Source organism: Nonomuraea helvata, assembly GCF_039535785.1.
Lineage (GTDB): Bacteria > Actinomycetota > Actinomycetes > Streptosporangiales > Streptosporangiaceae > Nonomuraea > Nonomuraea helvata.
In genome coordinates, this window is the sequence record NZ_BAAAXV010000011.1 from 282267 (window position 1) to 294762 (window position 12496).

A 12496-nucleotide genomic window follows, 5' to 3' on the forward strand; every position below is an offset into this window, starting at 1 on the left:
CGCCGGTCTGTCCTTGTGAGAATGGGAGTCGGACCGACACAGGGAGTCACGATGAGCGGTGGGCTGTCCCAGGCCGGACTCAGGCGCATGCGCAAGGCGCTCGACGGCACTGTCACGCGCGGTGAGGCGCCGGGGCTGGTGGCGCTCGTGCATCGGCACGGGGAGACGTACGTGACCGAGCACGGCACGACGGAGGTCGGCGGCAGCGCGCCCATGCGGCGGGACACCCTGTTCCGCCTCGCGTCGATGGGCAAGCCGATCACGGCCGTGGCCGCGATGATCCTCGTCGAGGAGTGCCGGCTGCGGCTGGACGACCCGGTGGACGACCTGATCCCCGAGCTGGCCGGGCGGCGCGTGCTGCGGCGGATCGACGGGCCGGTCGACGACACCGTGCCGGCCGAGCGCCCGATCACCCTGCGCGACCTGCTGACCTCCCGCCTCGGCCTGGGAGCGATCATCGCGCCTCCCGGCAGCTACCCCATCCAGCGGGCGATCGACGAGGCGGGGCTCGGGGTCGGGGTGGACGGGCCGGCGGTCGAGCCCGACGAGTGGATCAAGCGGCTCGCCACGCTGCCGCTGGTCCACCAGCCGGGAGCCGTGTGGATGTACCACACCTCGATGGACGTGCTCGGCGTGCTGATCGCGCGTGCCGCGGGGCAGCCGTTCGACGGGTTCCTGCGTGAGCGGGTCTTCGAGCCGCTCGGCATGCGGGACACCGGCTTCCACCTGCCGGCCGCCAAGCTCGGCCGGCTGGCGGGGTCCTACGCCCTCGACCCCGCCACGGGCAAGCTGGTGCGCAGGAACGGCCCCCGAGAGGGGGCCTGGGACCGCCCACCGGCCTTCCCGTCCGGCGGCGGCGCCCCGGGCCTGCTCTCGACCGCCGACGACTACCTGGCCTTCTGCCGCATGCTGCTCGACAAGGGCCGGTACGACGGCGGCCGGCTCCTGTCGCGGGCGTCGGTCGAGCTCATGACCACCGACCACCTCACGCCGGAGAACAAGGCGGGCAGCGAGATCTTCTTCGGCAGGGGCGCCGGCTGGGGGTTCGGGATCGGGACCAACGGCCACCGGGAGGACCTCGCCATCCGGCCGGGACGGTACGGCTGGGACGGCGGCCTGGGCACCTCGATGGCCGTCGATCCCACCGAGGGCGTGGTGGGCATCCTGCTCACCCAGCGGGCCCTGGGCGGGTCGCGGCTGCCGCGCGCGTTCGTGGACTTCTGGACGACGGCGTACGCGGCGCTCGACGACTGAGGGCCACGCGCGATCCGGCCGGGGGAGCCCGGCAGGACTTGACGCGTTGTTTGGCTTCGAGGAGGTAGCCGAGAATAGGCGCGTGGGTACGCCTTTGACGCCGTGACCCGGCACCACGCGTTTCGCACAGAGGAAAGGGGGTCCCCGTGGATGACGAGGCGACGGGGCTGGCGGGGTTGCTGTACGAGTTCGGGCTGCTCAAGCGCTACAAGAGGACCGGGTGGCTGGTCGCGGGCGTACGCGATCCGGAGAGCATCGCCGATCACTCCTTCCGCGCGGCCGTCATCGCCGGCATGATCGCCAAGCTCGAGGGCGGCAACCCGGAGCGGGCCGCGTTCATGAGCCTCTTCCACGACACGCAGGAGACCCGCATCACCGACATCCCCTACATCGGCAAGCGTTACCTCAAGGCGGCCCGCAACGAGGACGTCACCGCCGACCAGGTGCGGGGTGTGTCCGAAGAAGTGGCGGACATGGTGGCCGACGCGGTGGGGGAGTACGAGGAGAAGGCCAGCCTCGAAGCCGTCTGCGCCCGGGACGCCGACAAACTGGACTGCCTGCTCCAGGCGGTCGAATACCGGGAGCAGGGGCACCAGAACGTCCAGGGCTGGATCGACAGCTCGCTGGCCGCGATCACGACCCCGACCGGCAAGCGCCTCGCCGAGGAGGCCCTGCGCACGGGCACCCTGGAATGGGTGACCCGCGTGCTCAACGGCGACTGAGCCTCCGCCCGGCCGCCCTGGCCCCTCGATCGCGGGGCAGGGCGGCGGCAGGTGATGCGGTCAGTCGGTGGCCGGTTGGGTGACGAGGTCCCTGGCGTACTCGTCGTCGCTCTCCGCCAGCACCCGCTCGACCCCCCGCGAGGCCCGGTCGTCGCCTCGGGTCAGGAGCCCGCGCGTGGCCTCGGCCACGGTGCGGAGGTCCGGGTCGGCGAGCCGGGCGGCCAGCGCATCCCGGATCTGCGGCGTGTCGGCCGAGAGCCCGGCGAGACCGGCGGTGGCCCAGTCACGGACCTCGGCGTCCTCGTCCTCCGTCATCTCGATCAGCAGCGCCAGCCCCTCCTCGTGGTCCGGCGGCAGCACGTCGGCCAGCGCGATCGCGTCCGTCATCGTGCGCTTGTGCCCGGGACGCCCGATGACGTCCAGCACGTACGGCAGCGCCCTCGGGTCGCCCTGGTGGCCGAGCGCCGCCAGCACCGACCGGAGCACCTGCGGGTTGCCCTCCGTGGTGACCATCTTCTGCAGCAGCGGCAGAGTCGTCTCGAGGTACGGCTTGTCCCCCTCCGCGAACCCGAACTGGGCGATCGCGTCCACCCCGAACTCCCGCTCCCTGGCGTCCTCGCTCGCGCACAGCCGGGTCAGCGCCTCGTACGTCTCCTCGTCGGCGCGCTTGCCCAGCGTGTCGGCCACGACCCACCAGGTCTCGGCGTCCTCGTCGACGTCGCGGTGCGCCACGGCCCGTGCCACGAGCTGGTCCACCGGCGTGTACGTGCCCTCCGCCTCCTCCAGCAGGGTCGCGATGGCGGCGTGGCCGCGCTGGGCCTGCACCTGCTCGGTCTCGGAGCCGTCGGCCGAGTGCCCGGCCACCGTGACCAGCTCGGTGCCGTCCTTGGCGTACTGGCGGCCCACGACGTACTCCCAGCCCTCCTGCTGGATCTGGTCGAGCAGCGCGCTCTCCAGGTGCACGCCCACCCAGGAAGTGGCGATGTCGAGCGGCGTGTCGCCGTCGCCGTCGTACTTGCCGGCGTCGGCACCGGCCTCCAGCAGCACCTGGACCACACCCAGCGCGCCGCGCCTGGCGGCCAGCGAGAGCGGGGTGTCACCGTCGTCGTTGGCCCCGTCGACCTCGGCCCCCGCCTCGATCAGCGCCTTGGCGGTGGCCGCGTGGCCGTTGGCGGCGGCCCAGAGCAGCGCCGTCCAGCCGCCGGACTCCCGGCCGTTCACGTCGGCGCCGGCCGTCAGCAGCACGTCGGCCACCTCGACGCGGTCCCACGCGGCGGCCGCGCAGAGCGGCAGTCCCTCGTCGCTCGCACTGTTGGGATCGGCGCCGCCGGCCAGCAGCTTGCCCACGGTCTCCGAGTCGCCGTTCAACGCCGCGCGGTAGAGCTGTTCCTCATGCATGACAGGGACCCTAGCTTGGTCCGGCCGCGCCCCGGACCAAGCCAGGGCCCCGTGTCATCGGTTGGTACGCGCCAAAGCCCCGTCTGGGTTCAAACACCTACAAGGGATGACGTGTTTTCCTCCCCTGGGAGGAGCGTCAATATCTAGCAAACGCGATATGTTGCGATTATGACTGATCCCGGGGAGCTCCGCGCGTCGGACGCCGAGCGCGAGGCCGTCGTCGAGCAGCTCCGTGTCGCCTCGGTCGAGGGCAGGCTCACGCTCGCCGAGCTGACCGACCGCACGGAGGCCGCCTACTCCGCGACCACGCACGCGGAGCTGGCCCTTCTCACCCAGGACCTGCCGTCAGGAGCCATGCCGGCGCCCGCCCCCGTGCACCACGAGGGCAGGAAGCGCCGGTGGTTCGTGGGTGTCATGGGCGACGCCAAGCGCCGCGGCACCTGGCGGATCGACCAGGAGCTCGGCGCGGTGGCCGTGATGGGCGACGTGGTGCTCGACCTGCGCGAGGCGGAGGTGCGCACCGACATGGTGGACATCACCGCCGTCTCCGTCATGGGGGACGTGAAGATCATCGTGCCCGACGGCGTCAACGTGGACCTCGACGGCGTGGCCATCATGGGCGACAAGAAGGTGGACGTCCTGGAGGCGGCCCCCGGCATGAACGTCCCCGTGGTGCGCGTGCACGCGTACGCGGTGATGGGCGACGTCAAGGTGATCGGCGACTCGCGGGCGCAGCCGCTGCAGCGCGGGTTCGCGGCCTGGCGCGAGCACTGGCGGCGCCTGCACGGCGAGGACTGGCGCGCCCTCGGCAGGCAGATGCGCCAGGACGGCCGCGAGCTCGGACGGCAGCTCCGCGAGGAGCGTCGCAACCTCAGAAGGGGTTACTGAGCGGGCTCAGCCGACCAGCGACACCGGCTGCCGCAGCTGCGTCCGCTCCTGGGCCTGCTCGTAACGTTCCAGGAGCACGTCCACCAGTTCAGGCGCCGGGCCGAGCACGTCGGACACCACCGCGGCGCCCGCTTCCAGGGTGCTCCGCCGTACCTTGTCCGCGAAGTAGCCGGGCGCCAGCAGGTACGGCGCGACAGCCACCCTCGGGGCGCCCGCCCGCCTGAGCGCGGCGACCGCCTCGGCGGGGGAGGGACCGGCGGCCGAGGCGTAGGCGGCCGACACGGTCCACCAGCCGGAACGCCGCCACGCGCGCGCCAGGTCCGTGATCACCGCGTTGGCCCGGGCGTCGCTCGAACCCGCCGACACCAGCACCACCGCGGTGTCCGGATCGCCGGGCGGCACGCCGGCCTCGGCCAGGCGCCGCTCCAGCGCCGTCAGCAGCAGCGGGTGGGGCCCCAGCGTGGCGCCGTAGTGCACCCGCAGCCGTGGCTCGCGCGCCCGGACGTCGTTCAGCGCCGCCGGCAGGTCCACCCGGCTGTGGTAGGCCTCCGTGAGCAGCAGCGGCAGCACGACCGCCTCCTGCAGGCCGCTCAGGGCCTGCGCGAGCGTGGGAGCGCAGTGATCGAGGTACGCCACGCGCACGTCCAGCGGCACCTGGTCGAGCAGCGCGGCCACGGTGGCGGCGGCACGCGGATCTCGCGACCCGTGCGCCACCGCCACCAGTGGCACGCGGCCGGGGGCCCTCCCGCCTGCCAACGGGACAGGTCCCCTGCTGGGGATCACAGGTGAATGCCGCATTCGACCTTCCCCAGGCCCGCCCAGCGTCCGCTGCGCGGATCCTCGCCCTCCGCGACCTGCCGCGTGCACGGCGCGCAGCCGATCGAGGGGTAGTTGTCGTAGTGCAACGGGTTGATCAGCACCCCGTTGTCGGCGATGTAGTTGTCGACGTCCTCCTGGGTCCAGGCCGCGATCGGGTTGACCTTGACCATCTGCCGCTTGGCGTCCCACTCGACGACCTTGGAGCCGGCGCGGCTGGGCGACTCGTCGCGGCGGATGCCGGAGATCCACGCCAGGTACGGCTCCAGCGCCCGGTTGAGCGGCTCCACCTTGCGCAGGTAGCAGCACAGGTCGGGGTTGCGGCCGAACAGGCGCGGGCCGAGGTCGCGTTCCTGCTCCTCGACCGTCCGCGACGGCTTGATGTCGATCACGTTGACGTCATAGACCTGGCGCACCGCGTCACGCGTGCCGATCGTCTCGGCGAAGTGGTAACCGGTGTCGATGAACAGCACGTCCACGCCGGGCTTGACCCGGCTCACCAGGTCGATCAGCAGGGCGTCGCTCATCGAGGAGGTCAGGCACAGCCGGTCGCCGAACGTCGCCGCCGCCCAGCGGATGATCTCGCGGGCGGGCGCGCCCTCCAGGAAGGTCGCGGCGGACTCGACGATGTCCTGCAGGTCGAGGGCGCCCCGCTGCTGTTTCAGGCCGACCTCGATGTCCACCAGCGTCATATCTTCACTCCGATCCCAAGAAACTTGAGCTTGAAGGCGCGGGCGCAGGAGCGGCAGTACCAGCCGCCGTCCCCTTCATAAGGTTCGAGGTCCTCGTCGCCGCAGTAGGGGCAGTGGAAGGGGACCGCTCGCTCGCTCATTTGAGGTCCGCCTCGTCGGCCCGCTGCACCCAGTCGGCGAACGACTCGCCTTCCTTCTTCTGGGTGTCGTAGTTGCGTACGACGCGCTCCACGTAGTCGGGCAGCGCCTTGGCGGTGGTCTTGAGGCCGCGGACCTTGCGCCCGAAGCCGGCGTTGACGCCGAGGGAGCCGCCCAGGTGGATCTGGAAGCCCTCGACCTGGTCGCCGTTCTCGTCCACCACGAGCTGGCCCTTCAGGCCGATGTCGGCGACCTGGATGCGGGCGCAGGAGTTGGGGCAGCCGTTGACGTTGATGGTCAGCGGCTCGTCGAACGTGGGCAGCCGGCGCTCGAGCTCGTCGATCAGGTCGGCGGCCGCGGCCTTGGTCTCGACGATGGCCAGCTTGCAGTACTCGATGCCGGTGCAGGCCATCGTCTGGCGGCGGAACGTGGACGGCTTGACCTGCAGGTCGTTGGCCTCCAGCTCGGCCACGATCGAGTCGACCTGCTCGGGCGCGACGTCGAGGACGACCATCTTCTGCTCGACCGTCGTGCGGACCCGGCCGGAGCCGTGCCGCTCGGCGATGTCGGCGATCACGTGCAGCTTGTCGCCGTCGAGCCGGCCCACCTTGGGGGCGAAGCCGACGTAGAAGTTGCCGTCCTTCTGCGGGAAGACGCCGACGTGGTCGCGGCGGCTGCCACGCGGCTGCTCGGGGGCGGGCCCGTCGGGCAGCGCCGCCTTGAGGTACTCCTGCTCGAGAACCTCGCGGAACTTCTCGACTCCCCAGTCATTGACCAGGAACTTGATGCGGGCGCGGTGCCGCAGCCGCCGGTAGCCGTAGTCGCGGAAGATGCCGACGACGCCCTCGTAGACGTCGCCCACCTGCTCCGGCCGGACGAACACGCCGAGCCGCTTGCCCAGCATCGGGTTGGTCGACAGGCCGCCGCCGACCCACAGGTCGTAGCCGGTCTCGCCCTGCTCGTTCACCACGCCGACGAACGCCACGTCGTTGATCTCGTGCACCGTGCAGTGCGCCGGGCAGCCGCTCAGCGCCGACTTGAACTTCCTCGGCAGGTTGGAGTACGCCGGGTTGCCCACGATCCGGTCCTGCAGCTCGCGGATCGCCGGGGTCGCGTCGAGCACCTCGTCGGCGTCGATCCCGGCCAGCGGGCAGCCAAGGATGACGCGCGGGGTGTCGCCGCAGGCCTCGGTGGTGGACAGGCCCACGGCCTCCAGGCGCTCCCAGATGTCCGGCACCGACTCGATCTCGATCCAGTGCAGCTGGATGTTCTGGCGGTCGGTCAGGTCGGCGGTGCCGCGGCCGTACTCGTTGGAGATGTTCGCGATCGTGCGCAGCTGGGCGAGGTCGAGCTGGCCGCCGTCGATCCGCACGCGGAGCATGAAGTAGCGGTCGTCGAGCTCCTCCGGCTCCAGGATGGCGGTCTTGCCGCCGTCGATGCCGGGCTTGCGCTGGGTGTAGAGGCCGTACCAGCGCATGCGGCCGCGCAGGTCGGCCGGGTCGATCGAGTCGAAGCCCCGCTTGGAGTAGATGTCGATGATGCGCTGGCGGACGTTGAGGCCGTCGTCGTTCTTCTTGTTCTCTTCGTTCTTGTTGAGCGGCTCACGGTAACCGAGAGCCCACTGACCTTCGCCGCGCGGGCGTTTGTGGTGCCGGCTGGCAGGAGTGCGGCTGGCAGGGGTGCTCATTGCGCGTCCTTCGGATCTTGGGCGCGCGCAGGTTTCCTCCTGCCTCGTCATCGAGGGCAGGGGTGGAGAGGAGGGTGCGACGCGCTCAGCGGTGAAAAAGGATGGGGTTACATGCGGGCGTCGCAACAGATGGCACTGCGGACACGCTGGAGATCGACGTGGCGTCGACCGACGAGCATGGGGTCCGCTGGCATACCTATGAAGATACTCGGGCCGTCCCGTATGTCCAAGACAGGGTCCAGAGTGTGGGACTGTCCAGTACCGTGCCGCGCGTGTTTCCTGGCACGGGAACGCCGGTAGAGTGCCGGGCATGCCCGAAGCCGCGCCATCCCCCGTGACCGCCGAAGACCTCGACGAGGCCGTCCGGCTGGCCGTCGCCACCCTGCGGCAGGCGCCCGAGAGCGCCTGGGACGGCAAGGCCGGCTCACTGGAGTGGACGTGCTGGGAGACGGTCGAGCACCTCGCGGACGACCTGTTCGCCTACGCCGCCCAGCTCGGGCTCAGGACGCCGCCGCTGGACACCTACGTCCCGTTCGTTCTGGAACGCCGCAGGCCGGAGGGCCCCGGTAACACCATCCAAGCCGAGCGCGAGGCCGGCCCCACCGGGCTGCTGCAGGTGCTGGAGGCGTGCGGCGCGCTGTTGTCCGCGATGGTACGCACGACGCCGCCGCAGGTCCTCGCGCACCACGGCTTCGGCGCGGCCGACGCGGAGGGCTCGGCCGCGATGGGCATCGTGGAGACGCTCGTGCACACCTACGACCTGGCCGAGGGCCTCGGTCTCGCCTGGGCTCCACCGGCGGGCATGTGCGCGCGGGTGCTGGCCCGGCTCTTTCCCGACGCCCCGCGTGACACGGATCCGTGGACGGCCCTGCTGTGGGCCACCGGGCGAGCCGAGCTTCCCGGCCGTCCGCGCCTCACTGAATGGCGCTGGTACAGCGCGCCGCGGCCGTAGGGGTCACGGCCGCGCGCCTCAGACGATGAGGTCGTCGAACTCGCCGTCCTTGGCCCCGAGGACGAACGCGGTGATCTCCGCCTGCGTGTAGACCAGCGCGGGACCTTCGGGAAAACGTGAGTTACGCATGGCTATCTCCCCTGTGGGCAAGTTCGCGACTTCGACGCAGTTGCCGTTGGGGTTGCTCCGCTTGCTCTTGCGCCAGACGACGGGAAGGCGGCCGGCGGGCGTTCCGTTCCGGAACTCATGCATGGGGGCAGCTCCTCACGATGTTACGGATGCACGTGCATCCGCGTTTGCGAGGAGACAATACGGTAACGCGTGGATCTCCATATAGCGGATGACCAAAAATCCCTGTATGGGGTGGCTCACAGGAAACGGCAGCTCATCGGGAAAGCAGGCCTTCCAGGAAGCGCTTGGTCTCCTTCGGCTCCTCAGCCTGGATGCTGAGCCGGTCCATGACCTCCATGTAGTGGTCGGAGTCGGCGGGCTTGTCCAAGTAGAGGGCGCTGGTCAGCTGCTCCATGTAGACGACGTCGGGCAGCTCGGGCTCGGGGAAGCGCAGGATGCTGAACGGTCCGCCCGCCGCCGCGTGGCCGCCGCGGTCGAACGGCATGATCTGGACGGTGACGTTGCGCTCCGCCGTGAGGTCGAGGAGATGGGCGATCTGCTCGCGCATGATCTCGGGGCCGCCCAGCGTGCGGCGCACCACGGCCTCGTCGATCACGGCCCAGACCGTGAGCCCGCTCTCCAGCCGCCTCTGTCGCGTGGTGCGCACCGCCACGCGCCGGTCGAGCTCGGCTTTCGGGGCCCTCTCATGGGCCAGCTCGATGACCGCCCTGGCATAGGCGGGCGTCTGGAGCAGGCCGGGCACGAACTGGTTCTCGTACGTGCGCATGCTGGACGCCGCGCCCTCGAGCCCGATGTAGACCTCGAACCAGGCCGGCAGCACGTCGCCGTACTTGTGCCACCAGCCGGGGGCGTTGGCCTGCTTGGCCAGGGCGAGCAGCGGGTCGCGCTCGGCGGGATCGGTGACGCCGTACAGGGTGAGCAGGTCGGCCACGTCCCGCTGCTTGAAGCTGACCTGACCGAGCTCGAGCCGGCTGATCTTCGCGTGAGATGCGCGAATCGAGTATCCGGCGTCCTCGCGCGAGATACCCTTCTCCGTGCGGAGCCTGCGCAGTTGCGTTCCGAGCAGGATCCGCAGCACCGTCGGGCTTCCCGGCGAATGGCTGAGAAGTTTTCCCTCCGCGCGCTCTGCGCTCACCGCACCGCTCCTAGATCATCTGCACGTGCAGATGCGATCAGCATCCGTAAACGACGAAAAGTCTTGCATCGGTAAGCACTCCCCGTAAAGATGGGCATTGGATCACCAGACCGCGCTTCGGGGGCCAGAATGACGACTTTCGACGCTCGGCCGCAAGCCGCCATCGGTTCCCGGCCACCAGGTTGGCTCTTCTCCATCCTCGTGGAGGGGCGTGCCTGGGAGTGCGACGCGGTGTTTCCCTTCCATCAGCGCGTCGCGCTGGAGCCGGCCTGTGTGGCGACGGCCCGGCGGTTCGTCGATCAGACACTGGCCGCGTGGGGCGCGCTGGGGCTGGCCTTTGACGCTCAGCTCGTCGTGTCGGAGCTGGTGACCAACGCGATGCGGCACGGCGGCGGGGCGGCGCAGCTCCGGCTCCTGTCGCACGGGCCCGAGCTGGCATGCGTGGTGACCGACCACAGCCGCACGGTGCCCGTGGCCACGGCGCCTGACGTGTTCTCGGAGTTCGGGCGGGGGCTGCGGCTGGTGGACGCCCTCTGCACCGCCTGGGGCTGGCTGTCCCCGGGCGACGCCCGCAAGCTGGTCTGGGCCGTACTCGCCGGCTGACGCCGTCTCCCTCATCTGCTCGCCTTGTCCAGGAGTCCGAGTACGTCGGCGTCGCTGAGCTGGTCGAAGTGCTCGTACCACTGGCCGACCGCCCTGAAGTCGACCGGCGTGCGCAGCACGACCACCTCGTCGGCCTCCTGCCGCAGGGAGCCGACGGTCTCGCGGGCGCCCACCGGCACGGCCAGCGTCACCTTGGCGGGCTCGGCCGCGCGCACCGCCCTGAGCGCGGCCCGTGCGGTGCCGCCGGTGGCCAGGCCGTCGTCCACCACGATCACCTCTCGCCCTTCGAGCGGGGGCAGCGGCCGGTCGCCGCGGTAGGCGTGTACTCTGCGGGCCAGCTCGTGCCGCTCCCTCTCGACCACGTCTGCGACGGACTCGGGCGTCATGCCCAGGCGGCGCAGCATCGTGTGGTCGAACACCGGTTCACCGCCCTCGGCTATCGCCCCCACGCCCAGCTCAGGGGTGGGCGGATAGCCGATCTTCCTGGTCACGAGGACCTCGAGGGGGACGTCGAGCCGCCGCGCGATGGGCTCGGCCACCGCGACGCCACCGCGCGGCAGGGCGAGCACGACGGGGTCGTGCGCGTCCTTCAGCCGCTCGGCGAGCAGCTTCCCCGCCTCGGCCCGGTCTCGGAAGCGCTCCATGACCTGTGACTACCCGCTCACACGCGCTCCTCGCCTCTTCCCTCTGGCCCGGGCTTCGGGGGTGTGGCGCGGGCGCACACATGGACCACCCCACATCGCGGCACCCGCCGTCGCACCCGCCGTCGCGTCATCGGGCCGGGCGGAGGGCGTCAGGGGCGGTTGCGGCCCGAGCGGCGCATTTCCTTGGTGATGAACTTCCACCGGCTCAGCTGCTCCTTGCGCAGCCGCGCGTCCGTCCGGGAGGCCATCCACGCCGCCTCCCGCTGCAGCTTGCGCCAGCTCTCCAGCCGCCGCTCCGGCAGTTCCCCGCTCTCCAGGGCGGCCAGCACCGCGCACCCGGGCTCGCTCGAGTGCCCGCAGTCGCCGAAGTGGCACCGCGACGCCAGCGCCTCGATGTCGGAGAAGACCAGATCGACCCCGTCGCCGATGTCGTAGAGGCCGATGCGCCGGATCCCGGGCGTGTCGATGATCAGCCCGCCCGCGGGCAGCGGGATGAGCTCCCGGTGCACCGTGGTGTGCCGGCCGCGCCCGTCGGCGGCGCGTACCTGCTGGGTCTCCATGAGGGGGTCGCCGGCGAGCGCGTTGACCAGAGTGGACTTGCCGGCGCCCGACGGGCCGAGGATGACGGCCGTACGGGAGCCGCCGAGGTAGTCGGCGACCAGCGGCACCCCGTCCCCGTGCAGGGACGAGACCGCGTGCACGTCGACGCCCGGCGCGGCCACCCGGACGTCGTCGAGGAGCTCGTCGAGGCCGTTCTCGAACAGGTCGGACTTGGTGACGAGCACGACGGGCGTGCCGCCGGACTCCCAGGCCAGCGCGACGAGGCGCTCGATGCGGCCGAGGTCGGCGAAGTCCGTGGAGTGCATGGACGGCTCGGCCACGAAGACGAGGTCGACGTTCGCGGCGAGCACCTGGCCCTGGCCGTCGCCCGACAGGCCGCCCACCGAGTCGCGGCTCACGCCGCCCCGGATGAACGCGGTCGTCCGCGGCAGAACCTCGTCGAGCTCGTACCGGCCCTCGGGCAGCCATCGCAGCGCGGCCCAGTCGCCGACGCAGGGCAGCGCGACCGGGTCGGCGGCCGACGCCCTGCGGACGCGGGCGCCGTACTTGACGTGATGCTGACCGTCCGCCGCGATCACCTCGGCGGCGCCGCGGTCGACGCGGGCCACGCGGGCGGGGACGGTGTCAGCGGGCAGCTCGGCGGCGCGCAGGTCGGTCCAGCCGAGCAGAGAAAGATCGTAAGACAACGGAGTGGAACCCTTTGGTCGAGAAGGAGCCGGGCGGCTCAGCGGAGCCCCCGGAAGTGAATGGACGGCACGGTGAACAGGACAACCCGCATGGTCCTCACCTCCTCGATCAGTTCTGGCAGCGACTCTACGCACCCTGTCCGCGAGGACGCAATCGGATTAAGTATCGCGATTTGTTGAACCGCGCC

At 71.0% G+C, this 12496-nt stretch carries 15 protein-coding genes; 5 read left to right on the forward strand and 10 right to left on the reverse strand.

The window, feature by feature from the left end:
* Window positions 1–51 precede the first annotated feature (51 nt).
* Both ABD830_RS49250 and ABD830_RS49255 read left to right on the forward strand, forming a co-directional pair.
* Entirely contained in the window at window positions 52–1254 is a 1203-nt protein-coding gene (locus ABD830_RS49250) for a serine hydrolase domain-containing protein (protein WP_345002513.1), read from the forward strand.
* Window positions 1255–1400: 146 nt separating this feature from the next.
* Window positions 1401–1976 (forward strand): HD domain-containing protein, encoded by a 576-nt coding sequence (locus ABD830_RS49255; protein WP_345002514.1) that lies wholly within the window; start codon window positions 1401–1403, stop codon window positions 1974–1976.
* A 60-nt stretch (window positions 1977–2036) separates the two neighbouring features.
* Here the strand turns inward: ABD830_RS49255 and ABD830_RS49260 are convergent, their stop codons facing one another.
* Window positions 2037–3374 (reverse strand): ankyrin repeat domain-containing protein, encoded by a 1338-nt coding sequence (locus tag ABD830_RS49260; RefSeq protein WP_345002515.1) that lies wholly within the window; start codon window positions 3372–3374, stop codon window positions 2037–2039.
* Window positions 3375–3542: 168 nt separating this feature from the next.
* Here ABD830_RS49260 and ABD830_RS49265 point away from each other — a divergent pair, with 168 nt between their 5' ends.
* A complete protein-coding gene (locus tag ABD830_RS49265) occupies window positions 3543–4262 on the forward strand; it encodes a DUF1707 SHOCT-like domain-containing protein (RefSeq protein ID WP_345002516.1) in 720 nt (239 codons plus the stop codon).
* A 6-nt stretch (window positions 4263–4268) separates the two neighbouring features.
* Here ABD830_RS49265 and ABD830_RS49270 read toward each other — a convergent pair whose 3' ends face one another.
* The 5 genes from ABD830_RS49270 to ABD830_RS54525 all read right to left on the reverse strand — a co-directional run bounded on the left by ABD830_RS49270 (window position 4269) and on the right by ABD830_RS54525 (window position 7924).
* The gene (locus ABD830_RS49270; protein ID WP_345002670.1) at window positions 4269–4982 is read right to left on the reverse strand and encodes a sirohydrochlorin chelatase; all 714 of its coding nucleotides are present in this window, start codon (window positions 4980–4982) and stop codon (window positions 4269–4271) included.
* A 59-nt stretch (window positions 4983–5041) separates the two neighbouring features.
* Window positions 5042–5770, reverse strand: a complete 729-nt coding sequence (locus tag ABD830_RS49275) for a phosphoadenylyl-sulfate reductase (RefSeq protein ID WP_345002517.1) — start codon at window positions 5768–5770, stop codon at window positions 5042–5044.
* Window positions 5767–5910 carry a hypothetical protein gene (locus ABD830_RS49280; RefSeq protein ID WP_020540751.1) on the reverse strand — a complete coding sequence of 48 codons (144 nt, stop codon included), beginning with the start codon at window positions 5908–5910 and terminating at the stop codon, window positions 5767–5769. The genes ABD830_RS49275 and ABD830_RS49280 overlap by 4 nt, the downstream gene beginning before the upstream one ends.
* On the reverse strand, window positions 5907–7595 hold the full coding sequence (locus tag ABD830_RS49285; RefSeq protein WP_345002518.1) for a nitrite/sulfite reductase: 1689 nt from the start codon (window positions 7593–7595) through the stop codon (window positions 5907–5909). The genes ABD830_RS49280 and ABD830_RS49285 overlap by 4 nt, the downstream gene beginning before the upstream one ends.
* A 107-nt stretch (window positions 7596–7702) precedes the next feature.
* Entirely contained in the window at window positions 7703–7924 is a 222-nt protein-coding gene (locus ABD830_RS54525; RefSeq protein WP_425567265.1) for a putative leader peptide, read from the reverse strand.
* Between ABD830_RS54525 and ABD830_RS49290 the strand changes: the two genes are divergently transcribed.
* A complete protein-coding gene (locus ABD830_RS49290; protein ID WP_345002519.1) occupies window positions 7906–8547 on the forward strand; it encodes a maleylpyruvate isomerase N-terminal domain-containing protein in 642 nt (213 codons plus the stop codon). The two genes, ABD830_RS54525 and ABD830_RS49290, sit on opposite strands and share 19 nt — an antisense overlap.
* 18 nt (window positions 8548–8565) lie before the next feature.
* On the opposite strand, the gene ABD830_RS49295 is transcribed toward ABD830_RS49290, so the two are convergent.
* Together ABD830_RS49295 and ABD830_RS49300 are read right to left on the reverse strand one after the other, a co-directional pair.
* Complete coding sequence (locus tag ABD830_RS49295; RefSeq protein ID WP_127935054.1) at window positions 8566–8799, reverse strand: DUF397 domain-containing protein; 234 nt, start codon at window positions 8797–8799, stop codon at window positions 8566–8568.
* A 133-nt stretch (window positions 8800–8932) separates the two neighbouring features.
* Window positions 8933–9814, reverse strand: coding sequence for a helix-turn-helix domain-containing protein (locus ABD830_RS49300; protein WP_345002520.1), 882 nt, complete (start codon window positions 9812–9814; stop codon window positions 8933–8935).
* 129 nt (window positions 9815–9943) lie between these two features.
* On the opposite strand from ABD830_RS49300, the gene ABD830_RS49305 reads away from it, so the two are divergent.
* Window positions 9944–10417, forward strand: a complete 474-nt coding sequence (locus ABD830_RS49305; RefSeq protein ID WP_345002521.1) for an ATP-binding protein — start codon at window positions 9944–9946, stop codon at window positions 10415–10417.
* A gap of 11 nt (window positions 10418–10428) precedes the next feature.
* Here the strand turns inward: ABD830_RS49305 and ABD830_RS49310 are convergent, their stop codons facing one another.
* The gene (locus tag ABD830_RS49310; RefSeq protein ID WP_345002522.1) at window positions 10429–11061 is read right to left on the reverse strand and encodes a phosphoribosyltransferase; all 633 of its coding nucleotides are present in this window, start codon (window positions 11059–11061) and stop codon (window positions 10429–10431) included.
* Window positions 11062–11210: 149 nt separating this feature from the next.
* Window positions 11211–12308, reverse strand: coding sequence for a ribosome small subunit-dependent GTPase A (gene rsgA / locus ABD830_RS49315; RefSeq protein ID WP_345002523.1), 1098 nt, complete (start codon window positions 12306–12308; stop codon window positions 11211–11213).
* Window positions 12309–12496 lie beyond the last annotated feature (188 nt).